General features: G+C 43.1%; 22 protein-coding genes. 19 read left to right on the top strand and 3 right to left on the bottom strand.

Translation table 11 applies throughout. The features are described 5' to 3' along the window. Positions 1-117: 117 nt before the first annotated feature. Together AC58PQ_RS01200 and AC58PQ_RS01195 are read right to left on the bottom strand one after the other, a co-directional pair. Complete coding sequence (locus AC58PQ_RS01200) at positions 118-543, bottom strand: VOC family protein (RefSeq protein ID WP_497240174.1); 426 nt, start codon at positions 541-543, stop codon at positions 118-120. 76 nt (positions 544-619) lie between these two features. Beyond that, entirely contained in the window at positions 620-1,105 is a 486-nt protein-coding gene (locus tag AC58PQ_RS01195; RefSeq protein ID WP_497240173.1) for a MarR family winged helix-turn-helix transcriptional regulator, read from the bottom strand. 109 nt (positions 1,106-1,214) lie between these two features. Here AC58PQ_RS01195 and AC58PQ_RS01190 point away from each other — a divergent pair, with 109 nt between their 5' ends. The 15 genes from AC58PQ_RS01190 (at position 1,215) to speD (ending at position 16,033) form a co-directional block, all read left to right on the top strand. Continuing rightward, positions 1,215-2,192 carry an NADP-dependent oxidoreductase gene (locus AC58PQ_RS01190; RefSeq protein ID WP_497240172.1) on the top strand — a complete coding sequence of 326 codons (978 nt, stop codon included), beginning with the start codon at positions 1,215-1,217 and terminating at the stop codon, positions 2,190-2,192. 166 nt (positions 2,193-2,358) lie between these two features. Continuing rightward, on the top strand, positions 2,359-3,330 hold the full coding sequence (locus AC58PQ_RS01185) for an ABC transporter substrate-binding protein (protein WP_497240171.1): 972 nt from the start codon (positions 2,359-2,361) through the stop codon (positions 3,328-3,330). A 70-nt stretch (positions 3,331-3,400) separates the two neighbouring features. Further along, entirely contained in the window at positions 3,401-3,652 is a 252-nt protein-coding gene (locus AC58PQ_RS01180; protein WP_497240170.1) for a hypothetical protein, read from the top strand. Further along, positions 3,588-4,256, top strand: a complete 669-nt coding sequence (locus AC58PQ_RS01175) for a helix-turn-helix domain-containing protein (RefSeq protein WP_497240169.1) — start codon at positions 3,588-3,590, stop codon at positions 4,254-4,256. The genes AC58PQ_RS01180 and AC58PQ_RS01175 overlap by 65 nt, the downstream gene beginning before the upstream one ends. Before the next feature lie 13 nt (positions 4,257-4,269). Next, positions 4,270-4,638, top strand: a complete 369-nt coding sequence (locus AC58PQ_RS01170; protein ID WP_497240168.1) for a hypothetical protein — start codon at positions 4,270-4,272, stop codon at positions 4,636-4,638. Then, positions 4,532-5,530 (top strand): sugar ABC transporter substrate-binding protein, encoded by a 999-nt coding sequence (locus AC58PQ_RS01165; protein WP_497240167.1) that lies wholly within the window; start codon positions 4,532-4,534, stop codon positions 5,528-5,530. Before AC58PQ_RS01170 ends, AC58PQ_RS01165 begins: the two co-directional genes overlap by 107 nt. Next, a complete protein-coding gene (locus tag AC58PQ_RS01160; protein ID WP_497240166.1) occupies positions 5,511-6,950 on the top strand; it encodes a sensor histidine kinase in 1,440 nt (479 codons plus the stop codon). Before AC58PQ_RS01165 ends, AC58PQ_RS01160 begins: the two co-directional genes overlap by 20 nt. Continuing rightward, entirely contained in the window at positions 6,947-8,518 is a 1,572-nt protein-coding gene (locus AC58PQ_RS01155) for a response regulator (RefSeq protein ID WP_497240165.1), read from the top strand. Before AC58PQ_RS01160 ends, AC58PQ_RS01155 begins: the two co-directional genes overlap by 4 nt. 50 nt (positions 8,519-8,568) lie before the next feature. Beyond that, complete coding sequence (gene xylF, locus AC58PQ_RS01150) at positions 8,569-9,639, top strand: D-xylose ABC transporter substrate-binding protein (protein WP_497240164.1); 1,071 nt, start codon at positions 8,569-8,571, stop codon at positions 9,637-9,639. 112 nt (positions 9,640-9,751) lie between these two features. Continuing rightward, complete coding sequence (locus AC58PQ_RS01145; protein ID WP_497240163.1) at positions 9,752-10,849, top strand: sugar ABC transporter substrate-binding protein; 1,098 nt, start codon at positions 9,752-9,754, stop codon at positions 10,847-10,849. A gap of 93 nt (positions 10,850-10,942) precedes the next feature. Then, on the top strand, positions 10,943-12,463 hold the full coding sequence (locus tag AC58PQ_RS01140; RefSeq protein WP_497240162.1) for an ATP-binding cassette domain-containing protein: 1,521 nt from the start codon (positions 10,943-10,945) through the stop codon (positions 12,461-12,463). A gap of 11 nt (positions 12,464-12,474) precedes the next feature. Next, positions 12,475-13,650 carry a sugar ABC transporter permease gene (locus AC58PQ_RS01135; RefSeq protein WP_497240161.1) on the top strand — a complete coding sequence of 392 codons (1,176 nt, stop codon included), beginning with the start codon at positions 12,475-12,477 and terminating at the stop codon, positions 13,648-13,650. Further along, on the top strand, positions 13,650-14,294 hold the full coding sequence (locus AC58PQ_RS01130; RefSeq protein ID WP_497240160.1) for a hypothetical protein: 645 nt from the start codon (positions 13,650-13,652) through the stop codon (positions 14,292-14,294). Before AC58PQ_RS01135 ends, AC58PQ_RS01130 begins: the two co-directional genes overlap by 1 nt. Positions 14,295-14,437: 143 nt before the next feature. Beyond that, positions 14,438-15,121: a DUF7002 family protein gene (locus tag AC58PQ_RS01125; protein WP_497240159.1), complete on the top strand. Its 684-nt coding sequence runs from the start codon at positions 14,438-14,440 to the stop codon at positions 15,119-15,121. 99 nt (positions 15,122-15,220) lie between these two features. After that, positions 15,221-16,033 carry an adenosylmethionine decarboxylase gene (gene speD, locus AC58PQ_RS01120; RefSeq protein ID WP_497240158.1) on the top strand — a complete coding sequence of 271 codons (813 nt, stop codon included), beginning with the start codon at positions 15,221-15,223 and terminating at the stop codon, positions 16,031-16,033. A 71-nt stretch (positions 16,034-16,104) separates the two neighbouring features. Here speD and AC58PQ_RS01115 read toward each other — a convergent pair whose 3' ends face one another. Next, the gene (locus tag AC58PQ_RS01115) at positions 16,105-17,049 is read right to left on the bottom strand and encodes a serine hydrolase domain-containing protein (protein ID WP_497240157.1); all 945 of its coding nucleotides are present in this window, start codon (positions 17,047-17,049) and stop codon (positions 16,105-16,107) included. A 223-nt stretch (positions 17,050-17,272) separates the two neighbouring features. Here AC58PQ_RS01115 and AC58PQ_RS01110 point away from each other — a divergent pair, with 223 nt between their 5' ends. The 4 genes from AC58PQ_RS01110 to AC58PQ_RS01095 are packed head-to-tail and all read left to right on the top strand — an operon-like array spanning position 17,273 to position 22,737. After that, positions 17,273-18,403, top strand: coding sequence for a hypothetical protein (locus AC58PQ_RS01110; protein ID WP_497240156.1), 1,131 nt, complete (start codon positions 17,273-17,275; stop codon positions 18,401-18,403). 20 nt (positions 18,404-18,423) lie between these two features. After that, on the top strand, positions 18,424-19,932 hold the full coding sequence (gene wsfD, locus AC58PQ_RS01105; RefSeq protein WP_497240155.1) for a glycan biosynthesis hexose transferase WsfD: 1,509 nt from the start codon (positions 18,424-18,426) through the stop codon (positions 19,930-19,932). Next, the gene (locus tag AC58PQ_RS01100) at positions 19,925-21,490 is read left to right on the top strand and encodes a hypothetical protein (RefSeq protein ID WP_497240154.1); all 1,566 of its coding nucleotides are present in this window, start codon (positions 19,925-19,927) and stop codon (positions 21,488-21,490) included. The genes wsfD and AC58PQ_RS01100 overlap by 8 nt, the downstream gene beginning before the upstream one ends. Continuing rightward, complete coding sequence (locus AC58PQ_RS01095) at positions 21,487-22,737, top strand: glycosyltransferase family 2 protein (protein ID WP_497240153.1); 1,251 nt, start codon at positions 21,487-21,489, stop codon at positions 22,735-22,737. Before AC58PQ_RS01100 ends, AC58PQ_RS01095 begins: the two co-directional genes overlap by 4 nt. The last annotated feature ends 11 nt before the right edge of the window (positions 22,738-22,748 follow it).

Below are 22,748 nucleotides of genomic sequence, written 5' to 3'. Positions count from 1 at the left end.
CTAATCTAATCATAACAAGAATTCAAGTACAATGTAATCATTTTCATAGTTTCGCGTAGCAAAAAGCCGCTGGAAGGAACCAGCAGCTATACTTAACAAGTATTCAGTTCCTATTGATTAGAAACCCTCACCACTATCGAGATTAAACTGCCAGAGAATGCCAAATTTGTCCTCAACTTGACCATACAATTTGCTCCAGTCTGTAGCTTGAAGCTCCATGCCGATTTTGCCGCCCTCTTTTAGCTTATGGAAAACATTTTGGATTTCTTCGCTGTTTGCGCTAACGAAAGAAAGACTGATATTGTTACCTTGAATGAATGGCATACCTGGGAACACGTCAGAGAACATAAGCACGCTTCCGTTAATGTCCAGACGCGTGTGCATAACGCAATTCTTAGCTTCTTCTGGAAGCTTATAATCAGGGTGTTCTGGCATATCGCCAAATGTTATGATTTTTGGAGATGGCAGGTTAAATACTTCTGCATAGAAGTTCACAACTTCGCGAGTGTTTCCTTGGAAATTTAAATAAGCATTAATTGACATGACCATTCTCCTCTAATTGTGATATTGGGACAATCCCCTATATTCTACCATTGGTCGAGTGGAAAATCCAACCCTCCTATAAACGCAGCAATAGTCCCTGAAGTTGACTTCGCCCTTCTGGGGATAGTGACTGAAGGATCTGTTCAGAAGCCTGGTTCATAGCAGCGCGAGCTTTGGCAATCAAGTGGGGGGCTTCTTCCGTCAACTGAAGGAAGGTTGCTCGGCGGTCATCTGGGTCCGTTGTACGAATGATGAGGCTCTCTTGCTCAAGCGCATCAATGAATTGCGTGACGGTACGTGCTTTGATGCCTAGTTTCGAAGCGAGATCTGACATGCGAATGCTTCCTGATTCTTCAATCGCAATGAGTACCCGTACGCGCGGTCCAGTTAAATATGCAGGGATACCTAGTAAAGACAAGTGCTCCTCAAATTGCGTGTGCAGACGATGGGTCGTTCGTATGAGAAGTTGTAGGACGTCTCCAGCCGTTGGGGGAGTAGCAACAAGGCTGGAATCTATTGATATTATTGATGGATCGGGCTGGTTGGCTTGAGTTGGTTTCATAGTCCTCCTTGACAGTCACGAAAGTACTGAGTATACTCAGTATAAATCGAATTACTGAGTATACACATTAAATATAGCATAGATGAAGTGAAAAGAGGAGAGAACCAGGATGAAGGAAAACAAGGACGTTAAAAGGGACGGAAACAGTAACGAAAACAAGTACCTTAATTTGATGACTGCTGTGCGTTACCATGCGTTTGGAGAAGCCGAGGTTCTGCAAGTGGAGCAGATCCCCGTTCCGCAACCTCAAGCGGGCGAAGTGCTTGTTCGCGTATATGCGGCTGGGGTTCTTCCTGTCGATTGGAAAATACGCAGAGGGCTGTTTCTGATGCATGTACAATTCCCTCATATCCCAGGGACTGCGTTCTCAGGCGTTGTGGAAGCCATTGGTGAAGGGGTGTCCAATTGGCAGATTGGACAGTCTGTTTTTGGGCGCAGCACGAAGGGAACCTACGCGGAGTATACGACTGCGCCTGAGGATGCGATTGCGCTTAAACCAGCTTCGATCAGTTATGAAGAAGCGGCATCGTTATCTGGAGGAGCCACCACGGCGTGGCGTGCGATTGTCTCGGAAGGCAAAGTGAAACCGAACGAGCGCGTTCTGATCCACGGCGCGGCGGGAGGCGTGGGCTTGTTCGCGGTTCAATTCGCGAAAGGGCTCGGTGCAGAGGTAATAGGCACCGCAGGGCCGGCGAATTTGGCCTATGTGGCATCATTAGGGGCTGACGTGGTGATTGATTATACGTCAGAACGATTCGAAGAGATCGTCAAGGATGTTGATTTCGTCCTTGATACTGTCGGCGGTGAGACTTTGGCGCGTACATGGTCTGTTATGAAGAAAGATGGACGATTGGCTTCGATCGCTGGCCAACCGCCGCTGGAGAAAGCCAAGCAGCACGACATCACATTGATACGACCTGGCGTCGCCACGCAGGAGGATTTAATAGCCATTGCTGATCTTATCGAAGAAGGAAAGCTTACAATCAACATAGAGCAAAGCTTCGCCATGGAAGATGTACGTCAAGCACACGAGAAGAGTCAAAAAGGGCATGGGCGCGGTCGGATTGTGCTTCGGATGACTAATTGATCAGCTATTACTCGACAGAGGTTTTCTCATTTCGGGATACGAAACTATACAATCGTGCGGCTGTTGCAAGAAAAGTCAGCATTTTTACGTATTCACAAATATGGAATTGTCCTATATACTCCTTTATATCGATAATTATTATCAGTATCATCTAGTGGGATATCGTATGATTCAAGCAAGAAAGTTAGTTAGTTACACAGCAGTATTACTCGTGTCTTCGTTATTTCTAGCCAGCTGTGGTGCCGGTACCGAAACGAAAAACGCAGTGTCGCCTGCAAGCACGGCCCAGGCTACGGTGATACCAACAGCAAAAGCACCGCAGGAGAGTATCCTGAAAGATGCTATGGGACATGAAGTGAAAATTCCTGGCGAGGTTAAGCGAGTGATTGCACCTTTCCTAGAAGATGGATTAACTGCAATCGGCATTAAGCCTGTCGCCCAATGGTCCGCAGCCGGAGAGCCTCAGCAGTATTTGCAAAATGTGTTGAACGGGGTACCTGTCTTGGACATGACAGGCGGACTCAAACCCGAGCAAACATTAAGTCATAATCCAGATCTCATTATTCTTGCAGCACCAACCTATATGAAAAATGGGACGTATGAGGATTTCTCCAAAATTGCCCCAACTTTCGTACTATCCAATGATGAGAATGACTGGCGTGGAAATGTTGCCAAATTAGGCGAAGTGCTAGGTAAAACAACGGAAGCTGAGCAAGCGATTAAGAAATATGATGAGAAAGTAGCTGCCTCCAAAGAGAAGATTCGTACAGTTGTTGGAGATAAATCAGCCGTTCTATTCCACTCAGCTAATGAAAAAGGATTTAAATTGTTCGGCGCGAACTTTTATAGCGGAAAGCTTTTGTATCAAGGTTTTGGCTTCAAGCAGCCTAAATTGTTAAAAGGTGATTATGATACATATTCCTTGGAAACGCTGGCTCAGCTCGATGATGTTGATTACATTTTCGTTCTCTCAGGTAAAGGCCGTGCGAAACCGCCTGTGGATAATCCGTTATGGCAGCAATTGCCCGCGGTTAAGCAAGGTCATGTGTATGAGGTGGATTCAGGTCACTGGTTCAACCAAAACGTGATCGCCAACCAATTAATTATCGATGATGTACTTCGTAATCTAGTGAAATAGGTCGAGTGAGGACGAGGGAATCCCTCGTCCTTTACGTGTTTCATTCAGATATAGGAGCGAGAAGTAAACAATGAAAAATGATATCATTCAGCCAGACTTGGAAGACGTAAACCCATTTCGTTCAACATGGTATAAACTTACAGCTATAGAACGGATATTGGTGAAGGATCTGCAATGGCCTGTTGAACGAGATTATATTAAATCGGACTCGTTGATGTTAGTCGTTTCAGACACGACGGATGGCCGTCTTATTATTAATGGTCAGTTTTACCCGCTGCGTTCAGGCACTGTATTCATTTGTAGGCCAGGTCAACTCCATTGAAGTAGGTTTACCCAAAGGTGAGGAGCATGGGGTCTACATCCTAAGGTTTCAAGCTGCAGCCATTAATCAAATGGAGGCTGATGTAGTCAATATCCAGCCAGTGAACACATTCCCTGGTGAAGGTGAGGCCATACATCTTGCAGTTTCTGCCGTAATTCCCCTAGTTAAGATAATTACGTCACATTGGGTGAATGGCACGATAGCGGATCGTTTTCGGGCAGAGGCGGGATTCTATGAATTACTTAGTCTTGTCTTGCAAAACGAAGAGCACAAAACTGCGATCGCTTTGGATTACGCGAAGTTCATGCTCGCACGAGACTATACGGAAGAAATTACGATTGGTGGACTGGCGGCAAGAGCGGGTCTAAGTCGGTTCCATTTTATGCGGTTATTTAAGGGGAAATTCGGTAAAGGTGTCATCGAATACGTAACGGAATTACGTTTAAGTAAATCGAAAGAGCTTATGCGTGAACTACCTAATGCCTCTATTCGGGACATTGCTTTCCAAGTTGGTTATAAAAACGAGATCTATTTCAGCAATAATTTCAAGAAACATATGGGGATGGCGCCAACATCTGATACAGATAGGGGATTTTGTTGGTAAGGCACGTGAAGCTGTGAAATGGTTGCAAAGCTACGACCTTAAAACAGCTGGTTTAAGAGAAACTGTAAAGCAAAAGTTCAAGGAGGATAAGGTGCTAGTCGTAGTGATCCATCACAAAGAAATACTGATATGGGGGCGACTTGCTGGTACGGTATTGTTTGATGATCTGCAACTAAATCCTGTAAATCAAGTTGCTGGATTTTATTTTGATTCTATTCGAATCCCTGAAATCATGATAGAATTACTGGAAATTGAAAGAGTCTGTGGGTGGATGTATGAAAAAATTGATTTTAATCGCAATCATTGCCAGCATTTTTGTTACGCTGTCATTTTCTTTATACTATATGCTCAAGATTTATCAAAGCGATTTGGGTATGTCTAGTGCGGCAGAACCTATGGTTCATGAACATGCTGAACGCATCGTGATCATTTCACAAGAGCAGGGTAGCTACATGATGAATGAAATTCAAAAAGGGGCACGTGAGGCTGCGGAAGAGCATCATATCAAAATTGATTCCTGGGGTGTATACCGTTCGAATTTGGAAGGCTTGATCAAGCAGATCGATATTGCAATCGCTTCCAAAGCGAGTGGGATAATTGTGGAAGGTGTGGATCATCCTGATTTCGATCTCATGGTGAAGAAGGCAACAGAGAAAGGGATACCGATCATCACGATTAGTTCGGATGCGCCGAGCAGCTTGCGCAAGTCTTATATTGGTTCCGACCATTATCAAGAAGGGATTATTATGGGTGAGTATATTGCGACTCAGCTGAATGGCAAAGGGGTAGTCGGTGTTATTAAGAATTTAACGTCTCCCTCAACCGATGATCTACGGCTGAAAGGTCTTAGCGAAGTATTTAAGAAATACGACGAAATTAAGCTTGTTGTCGCTACCAACGATCCCGAAATAGCGCAGCCCAAAATGCAAACGAACGATATTTTGAATGATCATCCGAATGTGAGTGCCTTTATTGGTCTGTCGACGGACGCAGGCGAGAGCATCGTTCAAGCGGCGCGTTCGCGTTCTCGGACCAAAGAATATCCGATATTCCTATTTGATGATTCCCCGCAAACCGTGATGTTGATCAAAAGTGGTCAAGTGAAAGCTGGCCTTTCGCAGCATTATGAAGAGATGGGTATTTTGAGCGTAAATTTGATGAAACGATGGTTAGATGCTAGACAACTGCCGCTCGAGAACAGCTACTTCACGCCAATCAGCGTGGTAACTACATCGGGAGAAGAGGTGGAAGCACTTGAAAACCATTCGAAGTAAAATGATGATGCTGTCGATACTAATTTGGGTCATCATGGCGATTATTTGGCTATCCATGAGCATTTATAATCAGCGAACAGTGGAAAAGTATAATGAGATCCTGCAGCGGTATATGCAAATGAACCAAGCATCGCAATTAAGTCAGCAATCCTTAACGAGCTTGAACAAATACCGTATGTCACCCACGTTAGATAGCTTGAATCAATATATTTCCGATAATATCAGCCTGCTGCGGACCAAGTCTGAAATGAATTGGTTGCGAAATATGAGCAACACGATGTTGCTCGACAATTTGCAGAATATGCTGGAAAGTCAATCAGAAGCGATGGATTTAGCTGTTCGTTTTCAAAAGGATAATGATGAAGAAAATGCGGCTAAACAATTTGACGAGGCATCCAATATTTCCAAATATATTTCGGAGACGACATTAACTCTAATTAGCGGCGAGCAGAATACGTATGATGCTTTTTACAGAAAAATTATTAAGCGTAGTGAAAATATTAAGAAAATGGGTCTATGGACGCTGGCGCTGGTTTCCTTGCTGCTCATGCTGTTTTCCTATCGATTTGTCAATAGTGTCACGCAGCCTTTATTAAAACTAACGCTGTCTGCGCGTGAATTGTCTCGAGGGAATTTCAAAAATCCGATTGATTTGGGCAATAACGATGAAATGGCCTTTTTGGCTAAAACGCTGGACAGTATGCGCTTGAAGATTGGTCATTTTATCGACGATATCCAGAGTAAAGCACAATTGGAATATGATCTTCATCGTCATAAGCTCATGTTGAAAGAAAGTGAATTGAAGAGCTTGCAAAGTCAGATTAATCCCCATTTTCTATTTAATACGTTAAATATGCTGTCTAAGGAAGCTTATTTGGCAGGCGCGGGAAAAACAAGCGAATTAATTAGCTCAGTTGCCGGTATGCTTAGATATAATCTCCGTAAGCTGGATAGCCGAGTGTCATTAAAGGATGAGCTCGAGGTGCTTGAGGAGTATTTAACGATTCAAAAAGCTCGCTTTGGTGATCGTTTGCATGTTGTGAGAGAAATTGATGAGGGTGCACTGGGGATTGAGATACCTATCCTCATTTTGCAACCGCTTGCAGAGAATGCTTTTATTTATGCGATTGAACCAGCTGAAGAGGGCGGAACCTTGACCATTCGAGTGAAGAATGAAGAAAATCACGTGATTGTACAGGTGCAGGACACAGGACAAGGTATGGATGAAGATCAGTTGAATAGGCTATTACTTCAATCTGAAAATTCGGTTTATAAAGGACATTCGACAGGAATAGGCATATGGAATGTGATTCATCGCTTACAGCTGTTTTATGGGGTTGAAGAGATTATAGAGATAGAATCCCATCTAGGAGCTGGCACTTGTATTACACTGAAGCTGCCGAGGGGGCAAAGGGTATGATTCGTTTGTTGATTGTAGATGATGAACCAATTGAGCGGATTGCGTTACAAAGAATTATTGAAGAGGGCTCTCCGGACGTCGAGGTCGTAGGCCAAGCGTCGAATGGCAGGGAAGCCATTGAAGCAGCAGCTCGCTTACAACCGGACTTGATTACCATGGATATTAAAATGCCAGGCATTAATGGACTCCAAGCTATAGAGAAGATTAAGGAGTCTAACAAAGCGATTAAGTTCATCGTAGTCACCGCATTTGATACGTTTGAATTTGCCCAACAGGCGATCAAACTGAATGTGTATGACTATATGCTGAAACCAAGCCGAATCTCCGTTGTGCTCGAAACAATTGGTCGAGTAGCGGGTGAGATTAAGCTTATACAACGTGAACTAGAGAATCGAACCCTGGAGCAGGATAGGTTGCAAAAGATGAGGCCTCTAGTGGAGGCTGATATCGTGGAGCAGTTGTTATTTGACTACGTGCAATCTGCTTCTATTAACGAGATGATAGACCTCATAGGACTGCCAACGGAACGGGACGGTTTCGTGATGACGTTACAATTCTTACATGAATCGGCAGAGACTGAGCAGCTGCGTGATTTGGAAGAGGTTTATTCGCAAATGAGCGAATTGATCCCAGAACTATCGAATCCAATCTGGCTCGGTAAAATGTCAGGCAATCAAGTCCCCATGATTGTATATATGGAGGGCGAATTCTCATATCGCGCACAGGCCATTGGCGTCGCGAAGAAATGGCTCCAATCATTGGATTTGAGGAGTAACTGTAGTCTTTTTATCGGTATCGGTGGCTTGTGCAGCGATGTGCGGGACATGCGCAAATCCTATCATGAAGCGTTGCTGGCTTCCATGGATACAACATTGCCTGCTCGTTACTGTTTATATGAAAATCTGACGCATGAAGACATCCAAGCTATTGGTGGCCGTACCCTTGAGATGGAGAAAAATGTGCTTGAAGAGATTAGACGGGGGAATCTAGAGTTGGCCGGGGATCAGATTGCCAAAATGATTGATGTGTTTGAAGGTGTTGGTCAAGGGGTTGGGATGTCACAGCAACGAATTTTTGAAGTGCTGATTATTGTGTCCCGGATGATGCAAGAAATGGGTATGGAGGTCCGTACACCTTACTTTCCCTATTCAACAACTAGCTACATGCAACTAAAGGCTGAATCCCGCATGTTAATTCATAACTTAGTTCAGGTTGGAGAAATAGTCGAAACGGATTTACTCCAAACGATGAAGCTATACATACAGCAGCACGCACATGAAGATTTGTCATTGGAACGGATTGCTGCCACAGTGGATCGGAATCCTTTTTATGTCAGCAAACTATTTAAAGAGCATTTCGGCATGAATTATATTGATTTTCTCACGGAATATCGCATAGAAACCGCCAAACAATTAATGCAGGAAACGGATAAAAGTCTAAAGGAAATCACGTTTGAAGTAGGGTATAACGATCCGAATTATTTCAGCAGAGTGTTTAAAAAGCTTGTTGGACATTCCCCGACGGATTATCGGAAAATGCTGATTCGACCAACGGTAAGGAGGGGATAGCACTGAAAAATATCTTAAAGAAGAGCGAAGTAGTTGGCGTATCCGCTATCATGGTGATCGTGCTATCGGCTTGTTCATTCATCGGAGCGAACAGTACGCCAACAGATAAAGCTAGTCCGCAAATCGATAATAAGCCAAGTCCCAATCGCATCATCCAACCAGATAAGAATGTGGTTGTTGGTTTATCGATCGATACCTTGCTCGAAGAACGGTGGCAAAAGGATCGGGATTTGTTCAAAGCTGCCGTAGAAAATCTAGGCGCTCGTATCGAAGTTCAAGCAGCGAATGGCGATGACGCTTTGCAGCTTGCCCAAGCGGAAAACTTGATTTCGCGGGGCGTAGATGTACTTGTCGTTGTGCCGCACAATGCAGAGGTATCAGCAGCGATTGTGGAAAAAGCGCACAAATCAGGCATCAAAGTGATTTCCTATGACCGTTTGATCGTGGGTTCGGATGTGGATTTATATATTTCCTTCGACAATGAGAAGGCTGGCGAACTACAAGCCAAAGCCATTGTAAGAAAGGCTCCTAAGGGGAATTATGTTCTTATTGAAGGCGCGGATACGGACAATAATGCGCACATGTTCAAAAAAGGGCAAATGAACATTCTGAAGCCACTCGTCGAGAAGGGTGACATCAACATCGTATTTGATCAAGCGACGAAAGAGTGGAAACCTGCCAATGCTTTGGCGAATATGGAGCGGGCGTTACTAGCGAATCACAACAAAGTGGATGCGGTTGTTGCCGCCAATGACGCGACAGCAGGCGGGGTTATTCAAGCCTTAACAGCGCAGAAAATGGCGGGACTGATCCCTGTTTCCGGACAAGATGCAGAGCTGGCCGCCGCACAGCGAATCGTGGAAGGTACGCAAACCATGACGGTCTATAAGCCGATCAAGAAGCTTGCTGAAACGGCAGCTGAGCTAGCTGTGAAAATGGCGAAAGGCGAAAATGTCCACGCAGATAAAAAAGTAAACAATAAGAAAATTGATGTCCCGTCCATTCTTCTTGATCCAATCGCCGTCGATAAATCGAATATGGATGCCACGATCATTGCAGATGGGTTCCATTTGCGAGAAGACGTATATAAAAATGTGAATCTGGCGCTAATGACAAAATAGTATAGCATTGTTAAAAATAATGCTAATATAAAGCGGTTACATTGGAAAATGCCGGTGATATACTCAGTTTGTAGTTGGCGCACAGCCAAAACAAATGAGAGGGGTATTACGAATGAAACGAAGTGTGAAAGCGATTTCTTTGATGTTGGTTGTTATTTTTCTAGCCGTTATGGTTGCAGCATGTGGGAACTCCAGCTCTAAAGTAAGTGTTGGGATTGTATTGCCTACCAAAGACGAGCCAAGATGGGTGCAAGATGAGCAACGCTTCAAAGACGCTTTGAAAGGTTCCAAATATACGACGGAAATCTTATTCAGCCAAGGCTCCTCAGCGAAAGAAAAAGAAAATGTTGATGCATTGATCGCAAAAGGAATCAAAGTGTTGATCATTTGTCCGCAAGACGGTGACGCTGCAGCTGCTGCAGTAGAATCGGCTAAAAAAGCTGGTATCCAAGTTATCTCTTATGATCGCTTGATTACAAAAACTGACGCTGTTAACTACTATGTGACTTTCGACAGCATTGCTGTAGGTAAAGCACAAGCACAATACTTAGTAGATAAAGCTAAACCAGGTCAACCATTGTACCTGTATGCAGGTGCTGTATCTGACAATAATGCTTTCTTGTTCTTCGAAGGTGCATGGCAAGTGCTTCAACCGAAAATTGCGGATGGCACATTCAAAATTGCTAACTCCAGTGAAGCAGTTGCTCTAAAAGGAACTGCTAAGTTAACTCGTGAGCAAATGAGCAAAATTGTTGGTCAAGTAACGACGAATTGGGATGCAAACGAAGCGAAGAACAAAGCTCAAACGCATTTGACAGCTGCTGCAGCAGACATGAAAGGCGATGTTGCAATTCTAGCTCCAAATGATGGAACAGCTCGTTCGATCGCGGATGTATTTGCATCAGATAAAGCCGTTACGAAATTCCTTGTTACGGGTCAAGATGCTGAGAAAGCTTCCATCCAGTACGTAATTGACGGTAAACAATCGATGACAGTGTTCAAAGATGTTCGTACATTGGTTAAAGATGCTATGGGTATGGCAGTAGCTATCCTTGATGGCAAAACACCTGAAACAACGGGATCTTACAACAATGGCAAAATTGATGTAAAAGCGAAACAAACGAATGTTATCGTCGTTGATAAAGCGAACGTTAAATCCGCACTCGTTGATTCTGCGTACTACCAAGCAGCCGATTTCAAAGGTTTGTAGGTGTAAGATCACATAGCTTGGATGGAATAGTGATAGATACGTCTATCACTATTCCTCTATTCCAAGAGTCGTTTGGCTAAGGAGCGCTTGATGATGAGTAAATATATATTAGAAATGAACAATATTTCGAAGGAATTCACGGGTGTGAAGGCGCTTGCGAATGTCAATTTCAAAGTAAATACGGGTGAAATCCATTGTTTGGTTGGTGAAAATGGCGCAGGTAAATCGACCTTGATGAAAGTGCTTAGCGGTGTTTATCCACACGGAACGTACACCGGTGATATTGTTTTTGAGGGCACGGTACAGCATTTCTCGAAAATCAGTGACAGTGTAAAGACGGGCATCGCCATCATTTATCAAGAGTTAGCGCTTTTCCCGGACCTTACCGTGTATGAGAACATTTATGCTGGCAACGAAGTGAGAAAAGGCATGATTGTCGATTGGAATCAAACGATACGTCAAGCCAAAGAAATGCTTCATAAAGTGAAACTGGATGTGAATCCGGAAGTTCTCGTTAAGGATTTGGGCGTTGGGAAGCAACAACTCGTTGAAATTGCCAAAGCCTTAAGCAAGGATGTTAAGCTGCTCATTCTGGATGAACCGACAGCTGCTTTGAATGAGAAAGAAAGTGAAAACTTACTCGATCTGCTGCGAGAGCTGAAAAAGCAAGGTATTACGAGCATTATGATTTCGCATAAGCTCAAAGAAGTGACAGCTATTGCTGATCATATCACCGTTTTACGAGATGGCAGGACGATCTGTACACTGGACGCTGCAAAAGGTGAAATTTCGGAAAGCGTCATAATTAAAAACATGGTAGGCCGTGAAATTGACGATATTTACCCGAAAAGAACGACAAAAAGCTTCGGAACGAACATTCTCGAAATCCAAAACTGGACGGCTTATGATCCACAGTTAGGTCGAGAGGTCGTGAAAGACGTTAATTTGCATATTAAAAAGGGTGAGATTGTTGGTATTGCTGGTTTGATGGGTTCTGGTCGAACGGAGCTGGCGCAAAGTATATTTGGAAATCCCAAAGCTTACAAGCTCCGCGGAGAACTCCTGATGGACGGTGTAAAAAAAGCGTTTAACCATCCGAAGGATGCCATCAAGGCAGGCATTGCGTATGTGACGGAGGATCGAAAAGGGGATGGCTTATTCCTGATTCAAGATATTAAGCAAAACATCTCCGTTGCTAACCTAAATGAGATCTCTGAAAAAGGCGTTATCAATAATAACGAAGAAGTAAAGATTTCCAATCATTATAAGCAGTCATTAAATATTAAGGCGCCTTCCGTTGAACAAATTGTTGGTAATTTGAGCGGGGGAAATCAACAGAAAGTATCACTCGGCAAATGGTTATTTGTGAATCCGAGCTTGCTGATCTTGGATGAACCTACACGCGGCATCGATGTGGGAGCCAAATATGAAATTTATACGATTATGAACGAACTGATCAGCCAAGGAATGAGTATCATTATGATCTCTTCGGAGCTCAGTGAAGTCTTGGGCATGAGTGATCGTGTATATGTAATGGCCGAAGGTAAAATAAAGGGCGAGCTATCCATCGAGGAAGCGGATCAAGAAATGATTATGAAGCTTGCGACGCAATAGGAGGAAGACCAGTGCAATTTTATAGTGAAGCAAAATCGCTAATTAAAGTGAATATTCGAGAATATGGGATGTATATTGCCCTATTCATCATCATGCTGACGTTCTCCATCATGACGGATGGATTGTTTATGTCATCGCGGAATATAAGTAATCTCATTGATGCAACGGGTTATATTGCTGTTCTAGCGGTGGGTATGACGCTTGTCATTGTGATCCGACATATTGATTTGTCTGTTGGATTTGCGGCAGGGTTCCTGGGGGCAATTGCGGCTGTGCTCTTATCACAAGCTGGTGTTCCCTTTTATATTACGATTCCAATTATTCTAGTGCTAGGTATCATCGTTGGTTTATTTAATGGCTTATTGGTAGCACAATTCGGAATTCCGTCCTTTGTGGCTTCCCTTGCGGGCATGCTAATATTCAGAGGAGCGCTTCTTCGTGTCACGGAGAAAACGGGTACGATTATTGTTAAAGATGAGCATTTCAATGCCATCGGGAACGGCTTCATCCCCGCGATTACGAAGGTAGGCGGCTTAAATCTGCTTTCCTTGATTTTAGGCGCAGTCATGATCGTTCTTTATATTTACAGTGAATTTTCTAAGAGAAATAACAAGCTGAAATACAATTTCGAAGTGGTTTCTGCTAATATTTTTACCGTGAAGGTCATTTTCGTTTCGGCGATTATTGCGTATATTACGTGGATTCTTGCCGGATACAACGGTTTTTCCTGGACCGTCATCGTCGTCATGATCGTCGTTGCCGTCTATCACTTCTTGACGACTTCAACTGTATTAGGCAGACATATTTATGCCGTTGGCAGTAACCCAGAGGCAGCCAATTTGAGCGGGATTAGCGTGAAAAAGATTACCTATATCGTTTTTGGATCGATGGGTATGCTGTCAGCGCTTTCCGGTATCCTCTTTACGGCGCGGTTGCAATCTGCAACAACGACTGCTGGTACATTATTCGAGCTTGATGCGATTGCCGCAGCATATGTGGGCGGTGTTTCAGCAGCAGGCGGCGTTGGTAAAGTGACAGGCTCCATTATCGGAGCGATTGTTATGGCTTCCTTGTCGAGCGGGATGAACCTCATGGGAATCGGAATTTCCTATCAATACATGATTCGTGGTGCAGTTTTGGCGATTGCCGTTATTTTCGATGTCGTCACTCGTAAGAAGAGAGCTTAATGAATATGGCCATTCATACACCGCAAGGTCTTATGATTAGGCTGGATGTGCCAACAAGCTTTGGTCTTATGGCGAGATTATATCCGGACATAAGGCCAGAGCAAATTCTAAAAACAACAGAAGATATTCGTTTAATATCCGCGGCATTAGGGTTTGTAACAGGACTGTTGTGCTTTGTGCTTCAGTTAAGCCCTCAACAAATAGGATTATACACTTTGATTGCGATGGTTGCAGGGATCTATGTCAACTCGAGGGGCCTGATCCTTGTACCTTTCGTTCATTTGGGGGCCGCCTTTAATCGGATTTATGGCTACTTTCTACCTACGATTATTTCAATCATTGTTGGCTACATGCTGACAGGCTGGCAAGGCGTGATTGCCTATTTATTAACGAAATGTATGGCTTCCTGCGTATCGATCATTGTCGGCATGGGATTAGCTAAACAATCGCTAGCGAAAATAGGCATTGCGTACACCACAGTGGAGAGGGATTTTTTCAATGCTTATCGTTATCATGCCAGTCAGATTGGTATATCGAGAAGTGTGGAGCTATCCTATGAGGAGTTAGATGAAGCCTTCTGGCGAGGGGCGTATAACGATTACGTGGGAAATAATCCGAAAGAAATACAGCGCAACAACAAGTAAAGCAGCCTGCCCTCTGATGAGGACAGACTGTTTTTTTTATTTTCCGTATTTACCTCAGCTTGTACACATGAATTATTCCTCCGTTGAGAAATCTACCAACAAGCATGTGATCAACAAATCAGAAAATTACGGGGCGTTGCATAATGACAGATCCACTTATTGCGGCTATTACTAAAGCCATAGGCAGAAAGTTCCTTTATCATTTTACAAGAATAAGTAATTTGCCGGCCATTGCGCATTTCGACGCATTATTGTCCAGTGCTCACATCAATCCCCAGTCCACAGGTAAACGCAGATCAGAGCCAATTCAAGTGGATTATGATGCTTTTTCAGTGACGATCAATGCACATCTACGGATTCCAGATATTATGATAGACCCCTCCACGACACAAGAGCAATTTCGAGCTCGTCTAGATCAGCATGTATTTTTTTGGCCAACCGTAAGAGATTGTCTGAAAATGATGGATACCTATGCTCGAAGGGAACCTGAGGGAGGGTTTGCCGTATTGAAATTCGATGCATATGAATTATTGTTGCGTCATAATACTTCCGCGAAGTTGTCAAAATATGACTCAGGCAGCTCACCGCGGTTTCCGTCAAACTGCACCTATAAGAAAAGTGAGGCCATGTTTCTTCCTTTGAACGATTTTAAAAGCGTAACGAATCCCCTGATACCAACAATAGCGTCTGAAATAAAAGAGGTACTCATTGCAGATAAGGTTCATGATATCTCGAACTATTTGCTGGCGATATATATTGAAGATAATAAATTTGTTCCTGAGTGTTGGCGTCATCTAGGCATGCATTGGCAAAATTTGAGAACATGATCTATGCATGATTTATAGCGTGAAGATGGATAAAAACGCCACCAACATACCATCCTAAGATTAGCTGTTTAAGGCATGACACTTAGGGGGAGTAAACTTTTGAAACTAACATCGGAGCAGATGGTTACCCTGCATGGCTTTAATAATTTAACCAAATCGCTCAGTTTTAACATGTATGATATTTGCTTCACCAAAACGAGAGAAGAACGCGAAGCTTACATCGCTTATATAGACAAGCAATACAATGCGGAGCGTTTGACCTCCCTATTGAAGACCGTTGCCGACATTATCGGGGCGCATGTGTTGAATGTCGCCAAGCAAGATTATGTGCCACAAGGAGCTAGTGTAACCATGCTAGTGTCAGAAGGACCCATCGAACAGGAACCGAACGAATCGTTCGAAGAGTCCCCCGGGCCAATGCCAGATGCGGTCGTTATGCATCTCAATACGAGCCATATTACCGTGCATACATATCCCGAATATCACCCAGACGAAGGAATTAGTACCTTCAGAGCAGATATCGATGTTTCAACCTGCGGAGAAATTTCGCCGCTTAAAGCGTTGAATTTTCTGATCCGCTCATTTGATAATGATATTTTAACCATGGATTACAGAGTCAGAGGGTTCACGCGTGATATCAGCGGGCACAAGTTGTTCATCGATCATGAAATCAGCTCTATTCAAAATTATATCCCGATGGAGATCCAAGATTTATATCAGATGATCGATGTGAACGTGTATCAAGAGAATATTTTCCACACCAAGTGCAAACTACGTGAGTTTGATCTGAACAATTATTTGTTCGGCTACACGAAAGATACGCTGAGCAAGGAAGAGCAGCTGGAAATTGAGAAAAGTGTCAAATGGGAAATGGATGAGATTTTTTATGGGAAGAATATGATTTTTAATTGAGGATTGCAGATTAAAAAAAGGCTTGGAAGCAGTGAATCGCTGCTCCTAAGCCTTTTTCTGTTTTGCATGTTTTAAAGCATCTCCACCAAATAAGGTGCAATGGATTGACGAAATACATGTAAGGGGATCTTGCTCTTTTTCCGTTGATCATTGGTCAAAACAACAACCGTTTCAAGACTAGGGATCACATATATACATTGGCCACCGAATCCATAAGCATTATAGTAATTTATCGCACAAACAGGCGAATTTTCATCCAAATTATCCGGGTAAGTGTCTGTCCACCAATGCCAACCATAGCTGCCGCGACGCGGCGGCTCAGCACGTATAGCAGGCACAGTGGAACAGGAGACAAGATGTTGAGAAATGATTTGCTTGTTGTCCCATTTGCCTTGTTGTAAGTAGAGTTGACCGAACTTCAGCATATCGATGGGGCGAAGTGACAGTCCAAATCCGCCCGAATGTATACCTTGAGGGTCGTGTTCCCACGTATAGGATTCAATGCCAAGTGGCTTGAATAGAAATAATTCTGCGAAACGGGCAACTGGCATGCCAGTTACTTGCATAAGGATGGCGGACAACAACTGCGAGCCTCCAGAATTGTATCTCATGCGCGCGCCAGGCGTATCGGACAAAGGTTGATCTAACACGAAATTTATCCAATTAGGTGTTCTGGTCATACGAGGGAAGGAATTCTGCCCGCCGAACTCTGTCCAATTGATGCCAGAAGACATCGTTAAAAGATGCAGGAGCGTTATATCTTGCTTACCAGGTTCATTCGCAAGCTGCGGAAAAAAGACGGATGCAGGTGTCCCCACATCAGGCAACAAACCTTGATCCATAGCGATGCAACAAAGGGCAGATAGAACACTTTTGGTACAAGAATTGATTTTCGTAATGGCATCTGCCATGTGTGGTTCTCGGTAATGTTCAAATCGAAGTTGACCTTGCTGATAGATAAGACAACTGACCAGATTGGCTGGTTCTAGAGCACTGGATAAATTTGAAAAGTTCATGACAACCTTCTTCTTTTAATGACATTATTCTTACTTGTGGGAGGAATTACCCTTTGAACGATGTGCTGCATGTGATAAACTACAACTAACTTGGGCACGTTTTGTGTGCTAGAATATTAGATCTTTAAGACAGATTTCACCTAAGAAATAGTGTGTAATCTTTTTATCATATCATTCGACGTATTTTTCTGGAAATGTTGTGTGTTAGGAGCTGCGGTGGTTCATGAGAATTTTCAGAAAATTAGTGTTGGTAAGCATCGTATTGTTTGTTGTCCTTATGATTTATAAGATTTTCAGCCCCTTTATGGGTGATAGCCATAGTCTGCAGCGGCAGTCTAGCAGCCAATATGGTGAGGCTATGCAAATGACGGAAAACCGGAACTTGTTGTTTGGTTTTATTATGAACAAGTTTACTAGCAACCATGGTATATTCACGAATCTTCAAGATACGGATCAAAAAGGTGCTGCAGCTTCTGGGCACGAAGTATTAAGTGAATCTGCCGGTCTTCTCATGCGTTATTACGCGCTTACCGGACAGAAAGATAAGTTTGACGAACAATGGCAGCAAACCAAACGCGCATTTGACACACCATATGGCTTTAGCTATCGTTACAGCCCCAAACTAAACAAACAATATACGATGAATGCGACTGTAGATGATTTACGAATCATTCGTGCATTAGATGAAGCTTCAATTGCTTTTGGTACTAAAAGCTATCAAAAGGAATCCGAAGCTTACGGAAATCGTTTCTATCAATATAATGTAGTGAATGGTCAGTTGAGAGACTTCTATGATCCTACCTACAAAATGACAAATTCATTCATCTCCTTGTGCTACATAGATGCTGGATCTTTGGAGCTTGCTGCAGTATCTCGCAAAAAGAAGGCTGCCCTTGAAGCTAACATGCTTCAAATTGTCCAAAAAGGATACTTATCGGATTCGTTTCCATTTTACCAAACACGCTATGATTTCGATAAGAACGAGTACCAATTTGAAGGAATAAACACAGTGGAATCTTTGCTAACGATTCTGAATCTGGCTGAAGTTAAACAAGAACAGGCCGCCAGTGTTCGATATATCAAAGATCAGGTCAAAGCAGGGACCTTATACGGCCAATATGATCGGAATGGGAAGCCTTTAAATGATGTTAGGTCAACAGCGATCTATGCCATTTCAGCCATGATTGGGTCGGTTATCAAGGATCAAGAGTTGTATACCGATAGCATTCTCAAAATGAACGAATTTCAGATACATGATCCACAGAGCCCGCTCCATGGGGGCTTCGGGGATACAAATGCCCAACAAGCCTATTCTTTCGATAATTTGATGGCTCTGTTAGCGTACATGTACTGATCAGAAAGGAGTGCGATCACATGTGGTACAGTCGCTGTTTGCAAATGATGCTGCGCTATGTGTCCCCAGCTGCTTTCGCTGCCATAGTGGTGTTCCTGATTACAGTGATCGCACTTCTAACACCACCCTATATCGGGATGGCTGATAATGGCGATTACTTTCGTATTTTGTACAGCAATGGCTTGTATTTCAATGATCCGAACTATAACAACCAATATCTCGGCTATTTCGTCAAAAATTACGGTGTCTATCAGTATTATAACGAGAATGGCGCTACGTTATTTTCATCTCAATCTTTGTTTATCAAAGTATCCCTCGTACTTAATCTTCTATTTCATGACGCTCATCTTTTCGATATTCGTTTTCAAGCTGGGATGTACATTGTCTTATATACGGCTGCTATTTATTTACTCGTTGAAGCGCTTACTTGGAAAATGTCAAAGAAGCCAGGCTATCTCGTTGCTATCCTTACCATTTTTATTTTAGGTGACACAGGATATACGGCTTACTTCAATTCTTTTTATAGTGAGAGTGTTGTACTCATTATGACGATTTTCATGGTTGCCGCGGGCATTCTCATGTATCGGAAACGATATAACGATTATGTGATGCTAGCAGTATTTGTTCTAAGCGGCATTATTTTGACCACAAGTAAGCAACAGAATGCCCCAGTAGGTATGATTATTGCTATTTTTGGCGTCATTTTCATCTATATTCGTAAAAAGAGATCGTATCGCATGATAACGGCGACTTTGCTAATTGCTCTACTTGGCGTTGGTGTCGGCAGCTATGTACTTATTCCGCAGGAATTTGTCAATATCAATAAATATCATGCCATGACACGCGGCGTGCTTATGGGGTCGGTGAATCCGGAGAAGACGCTCGAAGGCTTTGGCATCGACAAACAATATGCCGTGTTAGATGAGACTTTATATTACGATCCATACACGCCAGTTGCGGTGGATTCAGCGCATATGCAGGACCAATTCTACAGCAAATATAGTGTTGGATCCATTTTGGCCTATTACATCGTTCATCCTGATCAAGCAGGCAAGATGCTCAATCTGGCTGCACACGACGGCTTTGCCATTCGGCCTCATGCTTTGGGGAATTACGAAGCTTCGACGGGCAAACCATTTGGCGCACAAACGATCTTTTTTTCCGGATACAGTTTGCTGAAGGATAATTTCGCTCCCAAAACATTTGGTTTTGTGATCCTTTGGACACTGATTGTTATGGGGCTTTATATGCCATCCTTTGTGAAAGCGATCAGGACACAGCAACGGAGGAATGCGGTTAGACTGCCGTTGATTGTCATGATGATCGCGATCGGACTTTCTGGCATCTTCGTTTCAATTGTAGGTGCTGGGGATGCTGACCTTGCTAAGCATGAATTTTTATTTACGTTAGTCTTCGATCTCGTTTCTTTGATTACGATTGGAGATTTACTAGCAAAGCGATTATGGATCCAAGAAGTTGAAAGTGACCGTGAGCTAGAGGCTGAACTAGGAGGGAAACTACATGACTAGGCAGCGAGTTTTACGTACAAGTCTCCTTCTGTTGATATGCCTAATGCTCACGATAGTTTACCCAAGAGTTACTTCTGCTGCTCAAACAGAGAAGACTTCTGTTCTGCTCATGTACGATAGCTTAGCTGTTGGCACCCCGAGAGAGGGGAATGTGGAAGCCATTCAGCGAATACTTGCCTCTTTTGGCGTCCAAGTGACGCTGACTTCGTATGACAGATATGAATCTGGTATGCTGCTTAAATTTAGTGAAGTGATCATGATTCGCAATTCGGATGATCTTTCGCAAATGCCAGAATTTTTTAAGCAGGATATGAATGAGTACGATGGGGAATATATGCATATAGGGAATGTGCTCCCTCCGAATATTCGACAGGCCATGAACATAGAAGATCAACTGCTGGATCAAGATACCATTCGTCTTGCAATAGGACAGTTCTCCCAAAGCTCCATAACAGCAAACAGCATCTCCTATATAACGAAATTCGTGGGGACTTCCTATGGTCAAATAACTTCGGAGAAAAAGAAGACAAGCACCCCCTACGGTGTTATCCACGGTAAATATGCTTATATCCCTTACATGATGAAAGGGAATTTAAGCGAACAAGCAGCTGCTTACGTGTTAAAGGACTGGTTGTCAATAAAGACGCCAAGCCAGAATTATGTCTTGTTTAACGAGATTTATCCTTTCTCTGATCTCGATATACTGAATGAGATGGCGGATCGCTTGTATGATGCTGGAATTCCTTTTATTGCAAGCGTGCAACCGGTACTTAACAATCTGGATTTTCCGGCTATGCAACGATACTTGGAAGCACTTAAACATCTACAGTCGCGTAACGGAAGTCTTATTGTGAATGCGCCCGTTGTTAACTCAACAATCAGTCAAGACATCACGATATTAAAATCACAAATGAGCGCTTTTCTCAATGCATTAGCGGGTTATGGGATTGTTTCCATGGGTGTCGGCACCGAGCTCTATTGGACCTATGACCAACACTACACAGGAAATGGCTTATCCTTCTTTGATTCAGGCATCATTTTCCCTAATCAGCGCCTCATGTATCGCGCACAAACAACGACATCAAGCGTGTTTACATCTTCTATGTATACAATGAAAGCAGAGGAGATCAGCAAGATCAGCAATTCTAAGAAAATACTTGATCCCTTACCGATGAATACGGCGTTCGTTTATCCATTTCCTATAGATCACAAAGAATTAGAAAAGACTATGGATACTTTGCGCTCAAGTTGGACGACATTTGCTGATTACAAAAATGAGGCTCATACGGTCCACACGGAAACGAATGAATTAACTTCGCGCCGCGGGCATTTGCAAATCAATGGAGAAGCGATCTTTTTTAACAATAATATCGTAGAGATAGACTCCGATCACGCTTATGTACAAGAAGTTGAAAAAAGCTTTACCACTTTATTTTCTGTGCAAAATAACATCTTCATTGTCCTTATTTTATTAACACTTCTTATTTTTATGGTATTTCTAATCATCGGGTACCGGATGTACAAACGAAAATTCACGCATCAGGAGAGATCATTATGACCACTGCAGATATTTTGATGCTAATTTCCGTCTTCTGTATCTGGTCTCTCCTATTGGTAAATGTAGTACTCATCGTTGCAGGCTACTTGTACTATATTCAAATTGAGAACAAACCCGTTGCCCCCCTGAAAGGTGAGCCACCGTTCGTCAGCATCATGGTACCTGCACACAATGAGGCAAAGGTAATAACCAAGACAGTTGAATCCTTGCTCGCGCTGTCCTATCCTCATGATCGTTATGAGATCATCGTCATTAATGACAATTCCTCCGATAACAGCAGTGTGTTGTTAGGGAATCTCCAAGCGAAGTATCCGGGGCGCAATCTAATCATTTTGAATACGGATAACATCATCGGGGGAAAAGGGAAGTCCAACGCTTTGAATTTGGGCTTTAAGCTAAGCAAAGGTGAACTGATTGCTATCTATGATGCCGACAACACCCCTGAGAAAACGGCATTGACCTATCTAGTCTCCGAAATTACGCATGATGCTTCCCTAGGAGCTGTTATTGGAAAATTCCGCACACGCAATCGCGATGCAAGTCTTCTGACCCGTTTTATTAATATCGAGACCTTATCCTTTCAATGGATGGCACAAGCAGGCAGGTGGAAGCTATTCAAGCTTTGCACGATTCCAGGTACGAATTTCATTGTTCGACGCAGTATTATTGAGCATATGGGTGGCTGGGATGTGAAGGCGATTGCGGAGGATACGGAAATCAGTTTCCGGATCTATTTAATGGGATACAAGATTAAATTCCAACCAAAGTCCGTCACATGGGAGCAGGAGCCGCAGACGGTGAAGGTCTGGTTTAAGCAGCGAACGAGATGGGCGAAGGGAAATATTTACGTCATCGTCAAAAATATTCCGCTGTTGTTTAATCGATCAGCTCGGAACATCCATTTCGATATTTTCTATTATCTATCTATTTATGTGTTGTTGCTAACCTCCCTAATAATGTCAGATTTACTTCTTGTTCTCCATGCTTTGGGTTTTGTTAGAACGACAATCGCAAGTTTTAGCTCCTTCCTATGGGGGCTGGCCATTATCTTATTCATTGTGGGTACATTTATAACATTAGTGACAGAAAAGGGTGAAATGAAATTATCCAATGTTTGGATTATTATGCTTATGTATGTGTCCTACTGTCAGATGTGGATGATTGTAGCGGCCTATGGCATGTACGCTTATTTGAAGGATTTAGTTTTCAAGCGCGAAGCCAAATGGTATAAAACCGAAAGGTATTAGGCAGGAGGGAT

This window comes from Paenibacillus sp. J22P143 (genome assembly GCF_059692035.1).
This window is presented reverse-complemented; position numbering and strand designations above follow the sequence as displayed.

Excerpts from the sequence above, each read along its gene's own strand:
- AC58PQ_RS01200 (WP_497240174.1), bottom strand. The coding sequence starts at position 543 with ATGTCAATTAATGCTTATTTAAATTTCCAAGGAAACACTCGCGAAGTT.
- AC58PQ_RS01195 (WP_497240173.1), bottom strand. The coding sequence starts at position 1,105 with ATGAAACCAACTCAAGCCAACCAGCCCGATCCATCAATAATATCAATA.
- AC58PQ_RS01190 (WP_497240172.1), top strand. The coding sequence starts at position 1,215 with ATGAAGGAAAACAAGGACGTTAAAAGGGACGGAAACAGTAACGAAAAC.
- AC58PQ_RS01185 (WP_497240171.1), top strand. The coding sequence starts at position 2,359 with ATGATTCAAGCAAGAAAGTTAGTTAGTTACACAGCAGTATTACTCGTG.
- AC58PQ_RS01180 (WP_497240170.1), top strand. The coding sequence starts at position 3,401 with ATGAAAAATGATATCATTCAGCCAGACTTGGAAGACGTAAACCCATTT.
- AC58PQ_RS01175 (WP_497240169.1), top strand. The coding sequence starts at position 3,588 with ATGGTCAGTTTTACCCGCTGCGTTCAGGCACTGTATTCATTTGTAGGC.
- AC58PQ_RS01165 (WP_497240167.1), top strand. The coding sequence starts at position 4,532 with ATGAAAAAATTGATTTTAATCGCAATCATTGCCAGCATTTTTGTTACG.
- AC58PQ_RS01155 (WP_497240165.1), top strand. The coding sequence starts at position 6,947 with ATGATTCGTTTGTTGATTGTAGATGATGAACCAATTGAGCGGATTGCG.
- xylF (WP_497240164.1), top strand. The coding sequence starts at position 8,569 with ATGGTGATCGTGCTATCGGCTTGTTCATTCATCGGAGCGAACAGTACG.
- AC58PQ_RS01145 (WP_497240163.1), top strand. The coding sequence starts at position 9,752 with ATGAAACGAAGTGTGAAAGCGATTTCTTTGATGTTGGTTGTTATTTTT.
- AC58PQ_RS01140 (WP_497240162.1), top strand. The coding sequence starts at position 10,943 with ATGAGTAAATATATATTAGAAATGAACAATATTTCGAAGGAATTCACG.
- AC58PQ_RS01130 (WP_497240160.1), top strand. The coding sequence starts at position 13,650 with ATGAATATGGCCATTCATACACCGCAAGGTCTTATGATTAGGCTGGAT.
- AC58PQ_RS01125 (WP_497240159.1), top strand. The coding sequence starts at position 14,438 with ATGACAGATCCACTTATTGCGGCTATTACTAAAGCCATAGGCAGAAAG.
- AC58PQ_RS01115 (WP_497240157.1), bottom strand. The coding sequence starts at position 17,049 with ATGAACTTTTCAAATTTATCCAGTGCTCTAGAACCAGCCAATCTGGTC.
- AC58PQ_RS01110 (WP_497240156.1), top strand. The coding sequence starts at position 17,273 with ATGAGAATTTTCAGAAAATTAGTGTTGGTAAGCATCGTATTGTTTGTT.
- wsfD (WP_497240155.1), top strand. The coding sequence starts at position 18,424 with ATGTGGTACAGTCGCTGTTTGCAAATGATGCTGCGCTATGTGTCCCCA.
- AC58PQ_RS01100 (WP_497240154.1), top strand. The coding sequence starts at position 19,925 with ATGACTAGGCAGCGAGTTTTACGTACAAGTCTCCTTCTGTTGATATGC.
- AC58PQ_RS01095 (WP_497240153.1), top strand. The coding sequence starts at position 21,487 with ATGACCACTGCAGATATTTTGATGCTAATTTCCGTCTTCTGTATCTGG.